At 63.4% G+C, this 19,189-nt stretch carries 19 protein-coding genes; 18 read left to right on the top strand and 1 reads right to left on the bottom strand.

Features of this window, described 5'->3' with window-relative positions; all coding sequences use genetic code 11:
- Window positions 1-221: 221 nt before the first annotated feature.
- The 6 genes from ACFZPT_RS19835 (at window position 222) to ACFZPT_RS19810 (ending at window position 5,656) form a co-directional block, all read left to right on the top strand.
- A complete protein-coding gene (locus ACFZPT_RS19835) occupies window positions 222-890 on the top strand; it encodes a GntR family transcriptional regulator (RefSeq protein WP_034099029.1) in 669 nt (222 codons plus the stop codon).
- Between the two features lie 61 nt (window positions 891-951).
- Complete coding sequence (locus ACFZPT_RS19830; protein WP_034111065.1) at window positions 952-1,758, top strand: ABC transporter substrate-binding protein; 807 nt, start codon at window positions 952-954, stop codon at window positions 1,756-1,758.
- Between the two features lie 11 nt (window positions 1,759-1,769).
- Complete coding sequence (locus ACFZPT_RS19825; protein ID WP_034099019.1) at window positions 1,770-2,546, top strand: amino acid ABC transporter permease; 777 nt, start codon at window positions 1,770-1,772, stop codon at window positions 2,544-2,546.
- A 2-nt stretch (window positions 2,547-2,548) separates the two neighbouring features.
- Window positions 2,549-3,328 (top strand): amino acid ABC transporter ATP-binding protein, encoded by a 780-nt coding sequence (locus ACFZPT_RS19820; protein WP_034099017.1) that lies wholly within the window; start codon window positions 2,549-2,551, stop codon window positions 3,326-3,328.
- A gap of 36 nt (window positions 3,329-3,364) precedes the next feature.
- Window positions 3,365-4,975 (top strand): gamma-glutamyltransferase family protein, encoded by a 1,611-nt coding sequence (locus ACFZPT_RS19815; protein ID WP_379555600.1) that lies wholly within the window; start codon window positions 3,365-3,367, stop codon window positions 4,973-4,975.
- A 66-nt stretch (window positions 4,976-5,041) separates the two neighbouring features.
- Window positions 5,042-5,656 carry a TetR/AcrR family transcriptional regulator gene (locus ACFZPT_RS19810; protein ID WP_034099013.1) on the top strand — a complete coding sequence of 205 codons (615 nt, stop codon included), beginning with the start codon at window positions 5,042-5,044 and terminating at the stop codon, window positions 5,654-5,656.
- A gap of 58 nt (window positions 5,657-5,714) precedes the next feature.
- On the opposite strand, the gene ACFZPT_RS19805 is transcribed toward ACFZPT_RS19810, so the two are convergent.
- Window positions 5,715-8,465 (bottom strand): glycoside hydrolase family 3 C-terminal domain-containing protein, encoded by a 2,751-nt coding sequence (locus ACFZPT_RS19805; protein ID WP_034111060.1) that lies wholly within the window; start codon window positions 8,463-8,465, stop codon window positions 5,715-5,717.
- Window positions 8,466-8,973: 508 nt separating this feature from the next.
- On the opposite strand from ACFZPT_RS19805, the gene ACFZPT_RS19800 reads away from it, so the two are divergent.
- The 12 genes from ACFZPT_RS19800 (at window position 8,974) to gspD (ending at window position 19,156) form a co-directional block, all read left to right on the top strand.
- Window positions 8,974-9,201: a hypothetical protein gene (locus ACFZPT_RS19800; protein ID WP_034099010.1), complete on the top strand. Its 228-nt coding sequence runs from the start codon at window positions 8,974-8,976 to the stop codon at window positions 9,199-9,201.
- Between the two features lie 92 nt (window positions 9,202-9,293).
- Window positions 9,294-11,012 carry a type II secretion system ATPase GspE gene (gene gspE / locus ACFZPT_RS19795; protein WP_034111058.1) on the top strand — a complete coding sequence of 573 codons (1,719 nt, stop codon included), beginning with the start codon at window positions 9,294-9,296 and terminating at the stop codon, window positions 11,010-11,012.
- Window positions 11,009-12,211 carry a type II secretion system inner membrane protein GspF gene (gene gspF / locus ACFZPT_RS19790; RefSeq protein ID WP_034111056.1) on the top strand — a complete coding sequence of 401 codons (1,203 nt, stop codon included), beginning with the start codon at window positions 11,009-11,011 and terminating at the stop codon, window positions 12,209-12,211. The genes gspE and gspF overlap by 4 nt, the downstream gene beginning before the upstream one ends.
- 20 nt (window positions 12,212-12,231) lie before the next feature.
- The gene (gspG, locus tag ACFZPT_RS19785; RefSeq protein ID WP_034111054.1) at window positions 12,232-12,657 is read left to right on the top strand and encodes a type II secretion system major pseudopilin GspG; all 426 of its coding nucleotides are present in this window, start codon (window positions 12,232-12,234) and stop codon (window positions 12,655-12,657) included.
- A 3-nt stretch (window positions 12,658-12,660) separates the two neighbouring features.
- Window positions 12,661-13,092 (top strand): GspH/FimT family pseudopilin, encoded by a 432-nt coding sequence (locus tag ACFZPT_RS19780; protein ID WP_034099001.1) that lies wholly within the window; start codon window positions 12,661-12,663, stop codon window positions 13,090-13,092.
- Entirely contained in the window at window positions 13,089-13,445 is a 357-nt protein-coding gene (locus tag ACFZPT_RS19775) for a prepilin-type N-terminal cleavage/methylation domain-containing protein (protein WP_034111052.1), read from the top strand. The genes ACFZPT_RS19780 and ACFZPT_RS19775 overlap by 4 nt, the downstream gene beginning before the upstream one ends.
- Window positions 13,442-14,071: a prepilin-type N-terminal cleavage/methylation domain-containing protein gene (locus ACFZPT_RS19770; RefSeq protein WP_034098998.1), complete on the top strand. Its 630-nt coding sequence runs from the start codon at window positions 13,442-13,444 to the stop codon at window positions 14,069-14,071. Before ACFZPT_RS19775 ends, ACFZPT_RS19770 begins: the two co-directional genes overlap by 4 nt.
- Window positions 14,068-14,793, top strand: coding sequence for a general secretion pathway protein GspK (locus ACFZPT_RS19765; protein ID WP_034098996.1), 726 nt, complete (start codon window positions 14,068-14,070; stop codon window positions 14,791-14,793). Before ACFZPT_RS19770 ends, ACFZPT_RS19765 begins: the two co-directional genes overlap by 4 nt.
- A complete protein-coding gene (locus ACFZPT_RS19760) occupies window positions 14,790-15,833 on the top strand; it encodes a type II secretion system protein GspL (RefSeq protein ID WP_034111050.1) in 1,044 nt (347 codons plus the stop codon). Before ACFZPT_RS19765 ends, ACFZPT_RS19760 begins: the two co-directional genes overlap by 4 nt.
- The gene (gspM, locus tag ACFZPT_RS19755; RefSeq protein ID WP_034111048.1) at window positions 15,808-16,419 is read left to right on the top strand and encodes a type II secretion system protein GspM; all 612 of its coding nucleotides are present in this window, start codon (window positions 15,808-15,810) and stop codon (window positions 16,417-16,419) included. The genes ACFZPT_RS19760 and gspM overlap by 26 nt, the downstream gene beginning before the upstream one ends.
- Complete coding sequence (locus ACFZPT_RS19750) at window positions 16,416-16,940, top strand: general secretion pathway protein GspN (RefSeq protein ID WP_034098993.1); 525 nt, start codon at window positions 16,416-16,418, stop codon at window positions 16,938-16,940. Before gspM ends, ACFZPT_RS19750 begins: the two co-directional genes overlap by 4 nt.
- Entirely contained in the window at window positions 16,937-19,156 is a 2,220-nt protein-coding gene (gene gspD / locus ACFZPT_RS19745; protein WP_379555602.1) for a type II secretion system secretin GspD, read from the top strand. Before ACFZPT_RS19750 ends, gspD begins: the two co-directional genes overlap by 4 nt.
- The last annotated feature ends 33 nt before the right edge of the window (window positions 19,157-19,189 follow it).

Here is a 19,189-nt window from a genome sequence, read left to right as displayed (position 1 = left end):
CATCCCCAGCGTGTTACTGGCACTGTTCTGCTCACAATCGGTGCCATCTGTGAGCCATTTGGTAGCACACCTCCACACACGGCAGCCCTTGTTAACCGACGGGGCTTGCCGCTGTTTCCTGCAAAATCAGTCTCTTAAACATTGCCTAGTGCATCTGGCACATATCCTGCTGTGTTTGTATCCGTGGATAATTGGATACAAAAATACAAAAGGTGACGCTGATGCAATTTGCTCCCGCTTACGTTGACCGTCAGCCGCTGACCGCCGAGGAGGAGGCTTACAACTTCCTGCTCGACGCCATCTGCGGCGGTCGCTTGCGCAAGGGCGATCGCCTGATCGCCGAAGACATCGCCAGCGAGATCGGCATGAGCCGTATGCCGGTGCGCGAAGCGTTTCGCCGTCTGGATGCCCAAGGGCTGGTGACTTTGCGTCCCAACCGTGGCGCGGTTGTCAGTGGCCTGGACATTGATGAGTTGCACGAAGTCTTCGAGATGCGCAGCGCCCTGGAAGGGCTGGCGGTACGCGTGGCGGTAGGCCGCATCGGCGAGCGTCAGTTGGCGGCGCTGGAGCGTCTGCTGGATGAAATGGATGACTACCGCGATGAGAGCGCCGAGTGGGTCAGCCGACACCGCGCCTTCCACGAATACCTGTGCAGCCTCAGCGGCAGGCCGCGTTTGATGAAGCAGATTTCGGCGTTGTATTCCCTGGTCGAAGCGCCGATGCGGCTGTGGCTGCAGCACGGCGAAAAACCCCTAAGCGCGCGTCAGGAGCACTCGGTGATCCTGGAGGCGATTCGTGCCGGCGATGCCGCGCGCGCCGAGGCCGTGGTGCGTGAGCACATCGAAGGCACCGTGCCGGCCCTGATCCAATTCCTGCAAACAGAACAATAAGATCCACTGTGTTTTGACGTTGAGTCCTGCCCCGTTTTTCCACGAACTGGAGTGTCTGGTCATGCATAAACACCGCGCCTTGCTGGTGGCTGTCTCCCTCGGTCTGTGCACGCAATGGGCCGTTGCCGCGCCCCAGGTGCCGGAGCGATTGCGCAACGTCGACAAACTCACTTATTGCTCAGGCATGGATTCACCGCCCCTGGTCTCCTTCGATGAGTCTCAGAAACCCCGGGGGCTTACCGTGGACCTGGGCTTGGAAATCGCTAAGCGCCTGGGCGACAAGCAGGTGCAGTGGAAGGTGGTTCCGTTCTCGGGGCTGGTGCCGGCGTTACTGGCCCAGCAATGCGACATGATCGTTGATCAGCTGTTCGACAAGCCCGAGCGGCGGCAAGTGATCGACATCGTCAACTACATGTATTCCAGCCAATCGGTGGTGGTGCCCAAGGGCAATCCCAAGGGCATCAAGACGCTGGACGACTTGTCCGCGCACAAAGTTGCTGTGCTCAACGGCTCCACCATCAAAACCCTGCTGGACACGCAGAACGACAGCCTGACCAAGGCCGGCAAGCCACCGATGAAACTGGTGGTGTACAACACCGACACCGACGCCTTTCAGGCCCTGCGCATCAGCCAGGTGGACGCCTATGGCACCACCGTGGAAACCGCCGGTTATTACGCGGCGATGGCCCCGGACCTGTTTCAGGAGGGCGTGCCTGCGTTCAGCCGCATCCTCACCGGCCTGGGCATGCGCAAGGATGACCCACAACTGACGGCCGCCGTGCAGCAGGTGATCAGCGATATGCGCAGCGATGGCAGCTATGTGCAGTTACTGAACAAGTGGCATGTCAGCAGCGACACACTCGACTGAGGTCCGCCGCGATGAACTTCAATTGGGATGTGTTCTGGCAGTACCTATTGCAGCCCAGCGGGGTGTACCTCACCGGGCTGTGGCTGACCTGCCTGATCAGTGTGCTGGCCATGGCGCTGGGGTGTGTGCTGGGCCTGGCGGCGGCGTTGTTGCGGCTGTCCGGCAACCCGTTGCTGCACCTGCCGGTACGCTTTTATGTGTGGCTGATGCGCGGCACGCCGTTACTGGTGCAGATCGTGTTTCTGTACACCGCATTGGCGGCGGGCGGGATTTTCCGCTTCGAGGACATCGAGCTGTTCGGCTTGATCGTCCCCGGCAATATCCAGGCGGCGATCATTGCCCTGGGCCTGAACGAAGGCGCGTACATGGCCGAAATCATCCGCGCCGGTATCGGTGCGGTAGACAAGGGCCAATACGAAGCCGGACGTTCCCTGGGCATGGGCTTCGCCAAGTTGATGCGGCGCATTGTGCTGCCCCAGGCGTTTCGCGTGATCGTGCCGCCCCTGGGCAATGAGTTCAACGTGATGCTCAAGAACACCACCTTGGTCAGCGTGATCGGCGTGCAGGAGCTGCTGCTCAGCACTCAGATGATCACCTCGGCGACGTTCCGCGTGTTCGAGTTGTACTTGGTGGTCGCGTTGTACTTCCTTACGCTGACCACGCTGTGGGGCTTTTTCCAGCGCTGGCTTGAAGTGCGCTTCAGCCAGTCCGACCGGCCGTCTGCACCGCCGCCGGCAGCCAGCCGCATGTTCGGTCGCAGTACCCTGAAACTGCTGAGGGGACGTTAACCATGGCGCATCAAAGTGAAGAACTGATCATTGAGGCGCTGGATATCCACAAATCGTTCGGCGCGCTGCAGATCCTCAAAGGCATCTCCCTGCAAGTGCGGCGCGGCGAAGTGGTGGTGCTGATCGGCGCCTCCGGTTCCGGCAAGACCACGTTTATCCGCTGCATCAACCTGCTGGAGGACATCCAGGGCGGGCGCATCCGCGTCAACGGCCGCGCCATGGGCTACCGCGAACGCAGCGACGGCAGCCTGGTGCGCGATTCGGAGCGCAACATCGCCCGTCAGCGCCGCGACATCGGCATGGTGTTCCAGCGGTTCAACCTGTTCCCCCATATGACCGCGCTGGAAAATATCATCGAGGCGCCGATCCAGGTGCTGGGCACCCCGCGTGCCGAAGCGTTGGAACAGGCGCGCGGTTTGCTTGCGCGGGTGGGCCTGGCGGACAAGGCCAGCCACTACCCGTCGATGCTCTCCGGGGGCCAGCAGCAACGGGTAGCGATTGCCCGCGCGCTGGCAATGAAACCCCAGGCCATGCTGTTCGACGAACCCACCAGCGCCCTTGACCCGGAAACCGTCGGCGAAGTGCTGCAAGTGATGAAAGAACTGGCCGAGGAGGGCATGACCATGGTGGTGGTGACCCATGAAATGGGCTTTGCCCGTGAGGTGGCTGATCGCGTGGTGGTGCTCGATCAGGGCGAACTGATTGAGCAAGGGCCACCGGAACAGATCTTCAGCCATCCCAGCCACCCGCGTACCCGAGCGTTTCTCAGTCGCGTGCTCTGAACGCACGCCAACCCCCCGTATTCAAGAGCCTTTGCCATGTTGAAATTCTCTGCCCATGAGTACCCCTATCCGTCGCAACGTCAAAGTGTGTTCGCCCATCGCGGCATGGTAGCCGCGTCCCAGCCCCTGGCCGCTCAGGCCGGTATTGAAGTCATGCAGCAGGGCGGCAATGCCATCGATGCCGCCATCGCCACGGCGGCGGCGCTCACCGTAGTTGAACCCACCGGCTGCGGCCTGGGGGGTGATGCGTTTGCGCTGGTCTGGTGCAAAGGCCAACTGCACGGTCTGAACGGCAACGGCCATGCGCCGGCAGCGTTGAGTATCGAGGCGGTCAAGGCAGCCGGCTACGAGCGTATGCCGCTGTACGGTTGGACGCCGGTGACAGTGCCTGGCTGCCCGTCGGCCTGGGCGGAGCTGTCGCAACGCTTCGGCAAGTTGCCCTTCGCTGCGCTGCTGCAACCGGCCATCCGCTTGGCACGGGATGGTTTTCCAGTGTCGCCGGTGGTTGCCCATCAATGGCAACTGGCCGTAAACGAATTCAGCCCCCATCGCGACCCGGTGCTCGATGCCTGGTTCGACACTTTCCTCATCGATTGGCGCGCCCCCAAAACCGGCGAGATATTCCGCAATCCGGCCCAGGCCCGCACGTTGGAGGAACTGGCCGTCACGCGCTGCGAAAGCCTGTATCGCGGCGCCCTGGCCGAGCGCCTGGACGCGCATGCCCGCGCCACTGGCGGTTACCTGCGCGCCAGCGATCTCAAGGATTACCGCGCCCAATGGGTGGAGCCGATCCACATTAACTATCGCGGCGTCGACGTCTGGGAGATCCCCCCCAGCGGCCAGGGACTGGTCGCGCTGATGGCGCTGAAAATCCTCGAAGGTTTCCACTTCGATCACCGCGACAGCCCACAGACCTGGCATCGTCAGCTTGAAGCCATGAAGCTGGCCTACAGCGACGGCCTGCATTACATCACCGACCCGCTGCACATGCGCATGGCGGTGGACGACCTGCTCAGCGACCGCTACAGCAGCCGTCGCCGCGCGCAGATCGGCGAGCAGGCGCAACCGCCCAAACCAGGCGACCCGCACGCCAGCGGCACGGTGTACCTGGCCACCGCCGACGCCGAAGGCAACATGGTCTCGTTCATCCAGAGCAACTACCACGGCTTCGGCTCCGGCGTGGTACTGCCCGACAGCGGCATCGCCCTGCAGAACCGTGGCCAGGAGTTCAGCCTCGACGCCACCCACGCCAACCGCCTGGCTCCCGGCAAGAAAACCTTCCACACCATCATCCCCGGCTTCCTCACCCAGAACGGCCAGGCCCTCGGCCCATTCGGCGTGATGGGCGGTTACATGCAGCCCCAGGGGCACGTGCAGATGGTGATGAATCTGGTGGACTTCGGCCTCAACCCCCAGGCCGCGCTGGATGCACCGCGCTGGCAATGGTTGGGCGATATGAACGTCGGCGTCGAGCACGGCGCTTCTCGCGAGTTGGCCAATGCCCTGGCGCGGCGCGGCCACCAGGTGCAGATCGCCAGCGACCTCACCGATTACGGGCGCGGGCAGATCATCCTGCGCGACCCACACAGCGGGGTGTTATGCGGCGGCACCGAGCCGCGGGCGGATGGGCATATCGCGGTGTGGTAAGACGCACCATTTGCGGCTCATGGGCATTTTGGATAGGGTGCATACCTACCCCCCCAGGATGCCCCCATGACCGATCCCGCTCCTAAAACCCGTCGCGCCCCCAAAGGTGAAAAACGCCGCGAAGAGCTGCTGGACGCGGCCTTGCAGGTGTTTTCCCGCGAAGGTTACAGCGGCGCGTCCGTGGCGCGGGTGGCGGCGGTTGCCGGTCTCTCGGTGGCGGGGTTGCTGCATCACTATCCCAGCAAGATCTCGTTGCTGATGGGCGTGCTGCAACGGCGTGACGAAATTAATCAGCGGATCGCCGATCAAGTGCGCGCCGAGAAGACGCTGTGCGGGTTGCTCGGCAGCCTGCGGGCGATCAATGCCGCGAACGCCAATGCGCCGGGGGTAGTGCGCGCGTTCACCATTCTCAATGCCGAAAGCCTGCTCGATGCACAGCCGGCCTGGGCCTGGTTCCAGCAACGCTATGAGGGGATCCAACGACGTTTGCAGGGACAGTTCGCCGATCTGGTGGCGGCGGGAGAAGTGCGCAGCGATGTGGACATCCCTGGGCTGGTTGAAGAAATCCTGGCCATGATGGATGGCCTGCAGATCCAGTGGCTGCGGTTTCCCGAGCGGGTGGACCTGGTGGCGCGCTTCGATACCTACCTTGCGCGGGTCGAAGCGGCCATCAGAACCTGAGCCGAACGCGGGTCAAGTGTGAGAGGGCGCAAGCCCAGCCACACTCGACCGCGCTGGATCAGTTACCTGCAGCGCTGCCCTGGCTGCTGTCATCACTCATGTCATAGCCATCACCGTCGCTGGTGCCGCTGTCGCCTTGGTTTTGATGCAGCACGCCGCCGGTCTTGACCGTCGATTCACGCAACGTCGAGTTCAGCGCCGAACGTGGCAGCGGGTTGCTGGTGCCGGTCGACAGTTCCTGGCGGAACGGGTTGACCAGCTTGGCGTTCAGGCGAATGTCCTGGGACGACGCGCCCACCGACAGGGTGAAACTGTCGGCGTCCACCACCCAGTGCTTGCTCGCCACGTCGTAGTAGGCCAGCGAGCGGTCATTGAGCTCGATGGTGACGCGCTTGCTTTCGCCCGGCTTGAGGAACACTTTTTTGTAGCCCTTGAGTTCCTTCAGCGCGCGTTCGACTTTCGGGTTGTTCTGCCCCACATACAATTGCGCCACTTCGGCGCCGCCCACCTTGCCGGTGTTGGCCAGGTCGAACGAGACTTTGATCGGCGCACCGGCCACCGCCACCCCAGGGGTGACGCTGATATTGCTGTACCCGAACGTGGTGTACGACAAGCCGTAGCCGAACGGGTAGAGCGGTTTGATGCCCTTTTTCTCGTAGCCGCGATAACCCAGGAACAGGTCGTCTTTGTAGCTCATCTCGTCCAGGGTTTCCTGGTTGTCGAACTTGGGGAAGGTCGCGTAGATCGGGTTGTCTTCGATATTGCGTTCGATGCTGATCGGCAGTTTGGCCGACGGGTTGACCTTGCCCAGCAGGATCTCCGCCAACGCCTGGCCACCGTTCTGCCCAGGGTAGAACGCATGCAGCGCGGCCGGCACTTGATCGACCCAGTCGCTCATCTTCAACCCGGTGCCGCCGTGCAGGGTGACGACGGTGTTCGGGTTGACCTTGGCGATGCTCTGGATCAGCAGGTTCTGATATTCCGGTAGATCGAAGCTGTGGTCGAAGCCTTCGCCTTCGTACTCGTTGCTGTTACCGGCCGCGACCAGTACCGCGTCGTAGTTGGCCAGGTCCTTCGGCGCCACCAACGAAGCCCAGCTCATTTGCACGCCCACCAGGCCGCCCATGGTCGAGAGGTAGCCATTGCGACGCGAGTATTCCAGCTTGATGTTGACCGGTTTGCCGGCCTCCAGCTTGACCTTGGCAAACACCGGAATGGTCGGCGGGATGCTGTTGTTGGGCAGCGGCTTGCCGTCGCCGTTATCGAGGACTTTCTGGCCGTTCACGTACAGGCGCACCGCACCGTCGGCGCGCACCTTGAACACCTGCTCGCCGCTGACTGTCGGGGTAATCTGGCCGCTGTAGCGGATGGATGTGGCGGCGGTGTCGCCATTGACCGGCAGGCTGTCGGTGGACCAGTCCAGGTCGACATGCTGGTCGGTGCGGCGCGCGGCCGGGTCGCCGGACCAGTTGGCGTTGCTGAAGAACTCGGTCTTCAGGCCCTTGACGGGGTTGCCGTCGCTGTCAGCGTGGGTCCAGGTCGAGGTGGCCGGGTCCAGGGACAGGCCGTCGATAAACTCCACCTTGGCGCCTGGCGCCAATTGCTGCAGGCCGCTCAGCTCGCTGATGTAGTTGGCTGCCATTACGTTGGCACTGCCGAAACCGGTGGGCGGCGCGTACTTGGCGAGGCTGCCGACCACGGCGATGCGCTTGACCTTCTTGGCATCCAGCGGCAGCAGGTTGTTCTGGTTCTTGAGCAGCACAATGCCTTCGCGCGCGGCATTCAGCGCCACGCGATTGCTGGTGGCGCTGTTCATGTTGTGGCTGGTCAACGGCGCCTTGCTGTCGAACTTGTACAGGTAGATCTGCTTGAGGATGCGCCGCACTTTGTCATCAATGGTCGCGCTGCTCAGCTCGCCGCTGTCCAGGTACGGCTTGAGCACCGTGCTGTTCATCTGGTAGCCCATCATGTCCAGATCGGTGCCGGCCTGGGCTGCGGGCAAGCCATCGACCACGGCGTTGTAGTCGCTCTGCACAAAGCCCGGATAGCCCCATTCGGTTTTCAGAATGTCGTGCATCAGGTGCTTGTTCTGGCAGGCGAACTCGCCGTTCACTTTCTGGAAGGCGCACATCATCATCGCAACTTTGCTGTTCTTGGACGCGGATTCGAACGGCGGCAACGTCATCTCGCGCAGCACGCGTTCGCTGATGATTTCATTGAGGTGGAAGCGGTTGCTTTCCTGATCGTTGGCGGCGAAATGCTTGGCATTGGCCCACACGCCACGGGACTGGATACCGTTGATCAACGCAGGACCCAGGCTGGCGCCGAGGAACGGGTCTTCACCGGACAGGTACTCGAACGCACGGCCGCTGTACGGCATGCGGTACAGGTTCACACCGGGGCCGGTGACGAACTGATAGCCGCCGCTGGCGGTGTCATAACCCAGCGCCCGGCCCAAGTCGATGGCGCGGCGCGGGTTCCAGCTGGCTGCCAGGTTCGGGCCCGACGGGTACACCACGCCCTGGGCATTGCCTTCGCTGGTGTAGCGCACGCCCACGCCACCGTCGGCGCCGTGGATCTGTGGAATGCCGTACTGGCTCAGGGGTTTAACGTCCCAGCCACCGATACCACCGATGTAGGCAAGTTTTTCCTCCATGGTCATCTTCGCCAGGGTTTTATCCGCCGCTTTTTCCGCGCGGCTCATTCGGCCCTCGTCCAGCGCCGGGCTGGTGCCCGCATGCACTTGGGACACGGCCAGGGCCAGCAGGGCGAGCGCCGACTGCGCCCCGATCTTTTTGCGTTTACTCATGGGTCTCTCCGACAACAACAGTTCAATCAATAGGCGCGTTAAACAACAGGGTTTGCTGCGCGCTCATCACTTTTTCAAAGGCAATAGTTGCCCCTGATCGCAATTTTTAGCCGATGGCTAATTGCAACTACTTGGCGAAATTCGCGGACGTATTAGTTGGAAATTGTATTGATTATTCTTGTGGATGGTGTCTATGCGATATCACGCCATGGCATTTTGAATCGCAAAAACGTCACAATTAAGGCAATTCTTGCGCTTATAAGTCAAATAAAAGCTAATTTTTGCGAAAAATAAGAAATAATTCCTTACGTTTTGGAACTTACGCTAAACCTACAAGTCGATTGGTTTAAGAAAATATATGCAGTCATGGCGAACTAATGGCGTTGCCCGATAGTTCTAAAGTGCCATGTTTCATACAGGCTGTAACACTTCCTGCTTTGGTGTAGGGTCTTGAACTTAGTCAAGGCGCCACTTGAGCCGAACGCTGTTTTTTATCTGGAGAATATTTATGAAAGTTTCCCTGTTGGGTGCCGGTATTGTGCTGGGCGTTGCATTGAGTGGCGCGGCCATGGCCGCCGACTCCACCGATGCAGATGCCCAGTCTGGCGCTGCCGATTCCACGGTGCTGACCCAGACCCACGATGCCAAAGCCGCCAAGAAACAAAAGGCCGAAACCACCAAGGGCGGTCGCCCACTGAACAGCAGCCACCAGGCCGCGCCGAAAACCTCGAACTAACGGGAAAACCGATCGCCTGTGGGAGATGGCAAGCGCCATTCCCACAGGCCTGTTGAACATAGTCCCTCACATAGCCCCTCAGACCGTCACCCATGTCCAACCCTTCAACGCCCATCGATGCCTGCCAGACCCCCCTCCCGGAGACCGACCAGGTCTGCGCCTGGCTGATGCGGCACGCCGGCCTGAAAACCGTCGATCTGGAGCGCGCTCGCCGTCTGGCCCAGGCGTCCGCCGACGACGAATTGCTCGGCCTGCTTACGCGTCTGGGGCTGGTTTCCGAAGTCGAACTGGCGCGCGCCTGGGCCCAATTGCTCGGCGCGCCGCTGCTGTTGGCCGAGGCCGCGCCCGCGCTGCTTGATCCGTTACCGGTGTTGACCGAGCGCTTTATGCGTCATTACCAAGTGGTGCCGGTGGGGTGGCAAGAAGGCGGGCTGACGGTGCTGTCGGCCAACCCGGCGCAACGCTACGCTTTCCAGGCCCTGGCCTATGCCTGCGGGGTGCCGGTGTGGCTGGCGGTGGGGCCGCGCACCGAAGTCGATACCTTGATTGAGCGCTATTACGGCCAGGGCCGTTCGACCATGGGCACCTTGATCGAAAACCTCGATGAGCAGGGCGGCGCCTTGGAAGACATCGAACACCTCAAGGACATGGCCTCCGAAGCGCCGGTGATACGGTTGGTCAACCTGATCCTGCAACGCGCCGTCGAGCAGCGCGCCTCGGACATCCATATCGAACCGTTCGAGAACCAACTCAAGGTGCGCTACCGCATCGATGGCGTGCTGCATGACGCCGAAGCGCCGCCATCCAGCTCGTCGGCGGCGGTGATTTCCCGAGTAAAGATCATGGCACGCCTGGACATCGCCGAGCGCCGCCTGCCCCAGGACGGGCGCATCATGCTGCGCATCCAGGGCAAGGAACTGGACCTGCGGGTGTCCACGGTGCCCACCAGTTTTGGCGAGTCGGTGGTGATGCGTTTGCTCGACCGCCAGACCGTACGCTTCGACTTCCAGAGCCTGGGCTTCGACGGCGAGCGCCTGCAAACCTTTCTCGATGTGCTGGAGCGGCCCCACGGCATTCTGCTGGTCACCGGCCCGACCGGCTCGGGCAAAACCACCACGTTGTACACCGCGCTGTCGCGGCTCAATACCGCCGAACGCAAGATCATCACCGTGGAAGACCCGGTGGAATACCAACTCGAAGGCATCAACCAGATCCAGGTCAAACCCGCCATCGGCCTGGATTTTGCCGGTGCGTTGCGCTCTATCGTGCGTCAGGACCCGGACGTGATCATGATCGGTGAGATCCGCGACCTGGAGACCTGCCGCATCGCGATCCAATCGTCGTTGACCGGGCACCTGGTGCTGTCGACCCTGCACACCAACAGCGCGGCGGCGAGTATCACGCGCCTGCTGGATATGGGCGTAGAGAGCTACCTGATCGCCTCGACGGTCAACGGCATCCTCGCCCAGCGCCTGGTGCGCCGCCTGGACCCGGCCACGCGCGTAGCCTTCGAAGCACCGCCTGAATTGATCGCGGAACATGGCTTGGATCGCCTGACGGACCGACGTCCGATTGTGCTCTATCGCCCCGGCACTGGTGGTTATCGCGGCCGTAGCGCCATCACCGAATTGCTGGTGATGAATGACGAACTGCGCAGCCTGCTGATGCGCCAGGCCGACGCTGCCACCCTCGAACAGGCGGCGCGCCGCAGCGGCCTGCGTACCCTGCACGAAGAAGGCTTGCGCCAGGCGCTGGCCGGCATCACCTCGCTGGAAGAAGTGCTGCGCGTCACGCGTGGGGAGGGCACGTGAGCCTGTTCAAATACCGCGCGCTCGATGCTCAGGGTGCGCCGCACAACGGCACCCTCGACGCGAAGGATCAGCCCACTGCCGTGACCCTGCTGCAAAAGCGCGGCCTGCTGGTGCTGCAGGTCGAGCCAGCGGGCCTCAGTGGCCTGCATAAAGCCCTGGGCCGTGGCCAGCTCAACGGCGCCGCCCTGGTCAGCTTCACCCAGCAACTGGCCACGTTGCTCGGCGCCGGGCAACCCTTGGAGCGCGCCCTTGGCATTCTGCTCAAGCAACCCGGCCAACCGCAGACCCGCGCGCTGATCGAGCGCATCCGCGAACAGGTCAAGGCCGGCCAGCCGTTATCCAAAGCCCTGGAAGCAGAGGGCGGGCAGTTCTCGCCGCTGTACCTGAGCATGGTGCGCGCCGGCGAGGCGGGCGGGGCCCTGGAAAACACCCTGCGTCAACTCAGCGATTACCTGGAACGCAGCCAATTGCTGCGAGGCGAGGTGATCAACGCGCTGATCTACCCGGCGTTTCTGGTGGTCGGCGTACTCGGTTCCCTGGCGCTGCTGCTGGCCTATGTGGTGCCGCAATTCGTGCCGATTTTCAAAGACCTTGGCGTGCCGATCCCGCTGATCACCGAAGTGATTCTGGGCCTTGGGCAGTTTCTCGGCGCCTATGGATTAGCCGTGCTGGCCGGCCTGATCGTAACGGTCTGGGTCCTGGCCGCGCGTCTGCGCGACCCCCAGCGCCGCGAACGCTATGACCGTCGCGTGCTCGGCCTGCGCGTTATCGGCCCGTTGCTGCAACGGGTCGAAGCCGCACGCCTGGCGCGCACTCTCGGCACCTTGCTCAGCAACGGCGTGGCCTTGCTGCAAGCATTGGTGATTGCGCGGCAGGTCTGCACCAACCGCGCCCTGCAAGCCCAGGTGGCCCAGGCCGCCGAGTCGGTCAAGGGCGGCGGCACCCTGGCCAGTGCGTTCGGCGCCGAGCCGCTGCTACCGGACTTGGCCCTGCAAATGATTGAAGTCGGCGAACAGGCCGGCGACCTGGACGGCATGTTGCTTAAGGTCGCCGATGTGTTCGACGTCGAAGCCAAGCGCGGCATCGACCGCTTGCTGGCCGCGCTGGTGCCGTCGCTGACCGTGGTCATGGCGGTGCTGGTGGCGGTGATCATGCTGGCGATCATGCTGCCGCTGATGAGCCTGACCAGCAATATATGAACCCATAAGGACCCACTCCCATGCGCCATACCCGATTCAAACCCGCCCGCCGCCAGGGCGGTTTTACCTTGCTGGAAATGCTCGCCGTGATCGTGCTGCTGGGCATCGTCGCGACCATCGTGGTGCGCCAGGTCGGCGGCAACGTGGACAAGGGCAAGTACGGCGCGGGCAAGGCCCAATTGGCCAGCCTGAGCATGAAGATCGAAAGCTATGGCCTGGACGTCGGCTCGCCGCCCAAGACCTTGCAGCAACTGGTCGACAAACCCGCCAACAGCGCCGGGTGGGCCGGTCCGTATGCCAAACCGTCGGACCTCAAAGACCCGTTCGGCCACGCCTTCGGTTACCGCTTCCCCGGCGAACACGGCGCCTTCGACCTGATTTTCTACGGCCAGGACGGCCAGCCCGGCGGCGATGGTTACAGCGCCGACCTGGGCAACTGGGAATAACCCATGCCCGCCCGCCAACGCGGCTTTACCCTGCTGGAAATGCTGGTGGTGATCGTACTGATCAGCGTCGCGGCCGGCTTGGTTGGGTTTGGCCTGCAACAGGGCCTGCGCGCGGCAAAGGAACGCCAGGTGGTAGGGCAGATGGTTGAAGCGCTGCGCAGCACGCGGGCGCGGGCGATTGTCAGCGGCGCCACGCAAAGCACGCTGTTCGACTTGAACACACTCAGCTTCCAAGCTCCGGATCGCCCACCCAAACACTGGCCCGCCGAGCTGCAAGTGACCCTGCACACCGCCGAGCAGGCCGGCTCCGCGATTGAGTTCTACCCCGACGGCAGCTCCACCGGCGGTCATCTGCTACTGGCCCACGGCACGCGGCGTTGGCGCATCGATATCGGCTGGCTGACCGGCAGCGTGCAATCCAAGGCGTTGCCATGAAAAAACAAGGCGGTTTCACCTTGTTGGAAATGCTCGCCGCGCTGCTGTTGATGGCCCTGTGCAGCACGGTGCTGCTGGTCGCCTTTGGCCAAAGCGCACGTTCGTTGCTGCAAGTGACCCACAGCGACCGCCTCAGCCACGCCGCCCTTAGCGTGATGGACCAGGAAGCCTCCGGGCCCCTCGCCAACGGCGTGCGCCAGGGCGAACTGGACGGCATCGCCTGGCAGTTGCGTATCGCCCAACAACCCGGACGCCTCGGCCAGCCGCATTTGTTTCGCCTCGACCTGACCGTCAGCGAAGGCCCGCGCAGCGCGCAATTCAGCACCTTGAAATTGCGCGGAGCGAGCCTGTGAACACGCGACAACAGGGCTTCACCTTGCTGGAAATTCTTATCGTCATCAGCTTGCTGGGGGTGCTGCTGGTGCTGGTCGGGGGCGCGCTGCTGGGGGCCAATCGCGCGGTGCTCAAGGCACAGCGGTACACGCTAAGCCTGGATGAAATACGCGCGGCGCAGCAGTTTCTGCGTACGTCGATCAGCGAGGCGCTGCCCTTGGATGTTACCGAGGATGACAGCCAGACCGATGGCTTCTTTGTCGGCAGCGCCCAGCGCATGCAGTTTGTCGCAACCCTGCCCGGCGTGCTCGGCGGCGGCATCCAGCGCTTTACCTTGCAGTTGACCGGCGACCAGGCGCAGCGCGATTTGCAGGTGGCGTTCGCGCGGTTTGAGTCGCCGGCCCAGGTCAGTGTGCCGGCCTCACGCGGCGAGCCGCAGGTGTTGCTCAGCGATGTCGAAGACCTGCAATTGAGCTATCGCGGCTTGTCGCCCAAGGGCCAGCCGACCGGCTGGCTCAGTGACTGGCCATGGTCGCGGCGCTTGCCGCAGACGGTGCGGATCGCCGCGCGGGTCAACGGCCCGGTGCCGTGGGTGACCCAAGTGATTGCGCTGCGCCTGAACCTATCCAGCGGGGCCGCGGAATGATCCGTCATCAACGCGGCGTCGCGTTGCTGCTGGTGCTGTGGGTATTGGCGTTGCTCAGCCTGCTGCTGGGCGGCCTGGCCGGTTGGGTGCAACTGGAAACGCGTCAGGCGGCGTGGCATCGCCAGCACACCCAGGCGGTGCTCGCGGCCGAAGCGGGTATCGCCCTGGCGATGCAGGCGTTCGCCGACCCGTTGCAGCGCAAACAGTGGATCGCCGATGGGCGCGAAATCCCATTGGTATTCGACGATGCGCAGCTGCGCGTCAGCCTGCGCAGCGAGCGCGGCAAGTTGTATTTGAACAGCGCCGAGGTGGCCGATTTTGCCCGCCTGGCCCTGGCCTGTGGTGCCAGCCAGGCCCAGGCCAACCAAGTGGCGCGGGACCTGGAGGTGCGTCGTAACCAGGGCCTGGCGCCGTTTCGCGTGGTGGAAGAACTGCGTCAATTACCGGGCATGACCCAAGCGCTGTACAGCGCACTCGTACCCGAGATCAGCCTGTGGAGCGGCCTCGACCGGCCTGACCCAGCCTTCGCCAGCGCCCTGATGCGCCGTGCCCTGAACCTGCCGCACCTGAGCGCGGTGGGCGCCGACCCCGGCGAGGTGCTGGTGATCGACAGCCACGCCGAACGGCCCGGCCGCTATCACGCCCGGTTGCAGGCCACCGTGTTATTGAGCCCCGCGCAAGGCAGCGCCCAACCTTATCGAGTACTCCGTTGGCAAGAATGAATGACTTCCTCGCGGCGCGCCTGCAGCCGCTTACGGCGCCCATCGCCCAGCGCTGGCGTGGCAGCCTGTTGCAACAGGGCTGGCGACTGTGGCTCAAGGAACTGCGTGGCTGCCTGCCGCGCTGGCTGTCGCTGCACGATATCCCCGACCGGCTCTACCACTGGCCACTGACCGCCGCCGTGCCGCCAGTGGTGGGGGAGGTGCGCCAGGTGCTGTTGCTGGCTCCGCAGGCGGTGCTGATGCAAACCCTGCGGCTGCCGCCGGCGACGGCGCGCAATCTGTCCACGGTGGTGGGTTATGAATTGGATCGCTTTACCCCGTTCGATGCGGACCAACTGTACTTCGTCGCCCGCCAGGAGCGCCGCATGCCGACCCATGTCGACGTGACCGTGGTGGCGATTTTACGTGAGCGTCTGGACCAGATCCTCAGCGACTGCGCCGCCCTGGGGTTGCAGCCTCATGCCGTGGATGTGCAGGACGCTGGGGGCAACGCCCTGGGCGTCGACCTGTTGCCGCAGCCGCTGCGCCGCCGTCAGCGTCCGGCCGGCAAGGGCTTGCAGCGCCGCCTGCCGTGGCTGTGCGGCGCCTTGATGATCGGCGCCATGGTGCTGTGGCTCGATGACCGTCAACGGGTTTTGGAGGCCATGCAGCAGAGCGTGCGCGAGCAAAAAGCGCAAGTGGCCGACGTTCAAGCGTTGCGCCAGCAACTGCTTAATACCCGCGGCGCCGCGCAGTACCTGATCCGCCGCAAAATGGCGCAACCGCCGCTGTCGGCGCTGCTCAACGAACTGACCGCGTGCCTGCCGCCCGACACCTGGCTCGACCAGTTGGAAGTCGGCGACGGTGCCGAGGTGTCCTTCTCCGGCCAAAGCGCCAAGGCCAGCGCGCTGATCACTCGGATCAAAGGCTGCCGCAGCCTGGAAAACGCCCAGTTCGAAGGGGTGATCCAACCCGATGCGCAAACCGGCAAGGATCAGTTTTCCTTGCGCGCCCACCTGCACCAGGAGGCCGCTGATGCGCCGACCCCTGACACCCCGTGAACGCCGTGGCGCCGCCCTGATCGGCCTCGCTCTGGTACTCGGCGCCGTGTACTGGCTGTTGATCGACAGCTGGTTCGCCGGCCCCTTGCGCGCTATGGGCGAGCAAGCCGAGCAGTTACGCGAGCAACAACAACGCTACGCCGGGGTACTGCGCCAGGCCGACAGCCTGCGCCAACAGTTGGAGCAGGCGCGCCAGGACCCCACCAGCAGCACCAGCCTATTGCCCGGCGATGACCCCAGCGCGGTGGCCGCCGACTTGATGCAACGCATCGCCGACCTGATCAACAGCCGCGCCACTGTCGGCGGCGGTTGCAGCTTGACCCAACGCATGCCGATCACCCCGGAACAAGACAACAGCGAGCCCTATCGGCAGGTCAAAGTCAGCCTCACGCTTAATTGCGCCATCGAGCCGTTGACCGCGATTCTGCACGAGCTGGAATACCAGCGGCCGTTTCTGTTCGTTGATGAAATGAGCATTCGCCGCGCGCCGAGCGCGCCGGTCAGTGGCGGTGCCGGCAAGCTGGTGGTGCACCTGTTGGTGCGCGGCTACCTGCAACCGGCGAGCGCGCGGCAGGTGCAGCCATGATCAGTGTATTGCGCCCCCTCGAATGGGTATTGCTCGGCGTGGCCGCGCTGTTGGGCCTGCTGATGGCCGGCATTCTCAGCAGCATCGGCGACGCACCCCAATGGCTGCCGGCGCCAGCGCCGGATGCGCGTACCCAGGCCGCGCCCAAGGTGCTGAATGCACCGAGTGCAAGTCTCGACAGCCTGGCCGGCACCTGGCAGGCGCCACTGTTCAGCCCGGATCGCAGCCCTGACCGCGCTGTCGGTCAGGCCGGTGTGTCCGGCTTTTCGAGCCTGGTGCTGACCGGCGTCCTTCTGGACGGCAACGTGCGGGTGGCGCTGCTCAAGCGCGCGGATGGCCCGCCGCTCAAAGTCCACCAGGGTCAGACCCTGCCCAACGGCTGGCGACTCGAACAGCTCACCCCACGCGACGCCCGTTTTGTGCTGGATGGCCGCACGCAAACCCTGAGCCTCAAAACCCCGCGTTTGCCGCCGCCGTCCATGACGCCCCCGATTACCCTTCCTCACGAGTCCACCCCTTGATCGATACTTTCCCTGGCGCTTTGCGCACCACTGCGTTTTGCCTGGCCACCGCCGTCACCCTCGGTGGCTGCGGGACCTTTCCCGAGCACCTGGACGCCGACCCGGCGCTGTTGCACGAAGCGTTGCAAGGCACCGGTTCGCAACGCCCGCCGGTGGACCCGACAACGGAACAGGCACCGCTCGACAATCCCCAACCCAGCGCGAAAACCCCACCCCAGCGCCAGTTGATCCGTGGCAACCAGTCCTTCGTTCGCCCCCCAAGCGCCGCACCCGCCGGTCGCGAGGAGAGCGGCGGCGACATCGTGTTCAACTTCGCCGACCAGCCCATCGAAGCGGTGATCAACAGCGTGATGGGCGACCTGCTGCACGAGAACTACAGCATCGCCCAGGGCGTGAAAGGCACTGTCAGCTTTTCCACCTCCAAGCCGGTGAATAAGCAGCAGGCGTTGTCAATCCTCGAAACCCTGTTGTCCTGGACCGACAATGCCATGATCCAGCAGGGCAACCGTTATGTGATCCTGCCGGCGAGCCAGGCGGTGGCGGGCAAACTGGTGCCGCAGATGCGCGTGGCACAGCCGTCCAGCGGGCTGTCGGCGCGGCTGTTTCCGTTGCGCTATATCTCGGCCACCGAGATGCAGAAACTGCTCAAGCCATTCGCCCGCGAGAACGCATTTTTGCTGGTGGACCCGGCGCGCAACGTACTGAGCCTGGCCGGCACTCCGGAAGAGTTGGCCAACTATCAGGACACCATCGACACCTTCGATGTGGACTGGCTCAAAGGCATGTCCGTGGGAGTGTTCGGCCTGCAACGTGCCTCGGTGGCGGAGCTGATGCCCGAGCTGCAAAAGATGTTCGGCCCCGACAGTGGCATGCCCTTGGCGGGCATGGTGCGCTTCCTGCCGATTGAGCGGACCAACTCGGTGGTGGCGATCTCGTCGCAGCCGCAGTACCTCAGCGAAGTCGGCGACTGGATTCACACCATCGATGAGGGCGGCGGCAACGAGCCGCAGATGTACGTGTATGACGTGCGCAATATGAAGGCCACCGACCTGGCCAAGTACTTGCGACAGATCTACGGCACGGGCGCGATCAAGGACGACGCCCCGGCTAAAGTCGCCCCTGGCCTGCGCACCGCGGCCCTGTCATCCCCCGGCACCAACAGCACCTCCGGCAGTACGCCGGGCGGCTTGAGTAACAACCTCAATAACAACCCACCCGCCGCGGAGGATGAAGAGCAGGAGCCCGAAGCCGATCAGGACAGCACCGCCCAGGACGCCAGTGAAGGCGCCCCGACCAAAAGCCTCGACGCCGGCACCCGCATCACCGCGCAGAAGAGCAGCAACCAACTGCTGGTACGCACGCGCCCAGTGCAGTGGAAAGAGATCGAATCGGCGATCAAACGCCTCGACAACCCGCCGCTGCAAGTGCAGATCGAGACGCGCATCCTCGAAGTCAAACTCACCGGTGAACTGGACCTGGGCGTGCAGTGGTACTTGGGGCGCCTGGCCGGTAATTCCACCAGCACCACCGTGGCCAACGCCGCCGGTAGCCAAGGTGCGCTGGGCGGTGGCGGGGCAGGGCTGGGGGCGACGGATTCGTTGTTCTATTCCTTCGTCAGCTCCAACCTGCAAGTGGCCCTGCACGCCCTGGAAACCAACGGCCGTACCCAAGTGCTGTCGGCGCCGTCGCTGGTGGTGATGAACAACCAACCGGCGCAGATCCAAGTGGGCGACAATATCCCCATCAGCCAGACCACGGTCAACACCGGCACCTCCGACACCACCTTGAGCAGCGTCGAATACGTGCAGACCGGTGTGATCCTCGACGTGGTGCCGCGCATCAATCCGGGCGGCCTGGTGTACATGGACATTCAGCAGCAGGTCAGCGACGCCCAGGACCAGGCCGCCAACAGCGACACGCAAAATAATCCGCGCATCTCCACACGCTCGGTCTCGACCCAAGTCGCGGTGCAGAGCGGGCAGACGGTGCTGCTCGGCGGCTTGATCAAACAGGACAACGCCGAGAGTGTCAGTGCGGTGCCTTACCTTGGGAAAATTCCGGGATTGCGCTGGTTGTTCGGCAACACCAGCAAGTCCAAGGACCGCACGGAATTAATCGTGCTGATTACACCGAGGGTGATCACCAGCAGCAGCCAGGCGCGACAAGTGACGGATGACTATCGCCAGCAGATGCAGTTGTTGCGGCCTGTTCAGTAAGCAGGTTTGAACTGCCTGCGTCATCGAAAAGGC

The organism is Pseudomonas sp. MD330_10 (assembly GCF_042610415.1).
Classification (GTDB): Bacteria; Pseudomonadota; Gammaproteobacteria; order Pseudomonadales; family Pseudomonadaceae; genus Aquipseudomonas; species Aquipseudomonas rhodesiae.
Note: the sequence above shows the minus strand (reverse complement) of the source record. Positions and strands in the feature narration are given on the sequence as shown.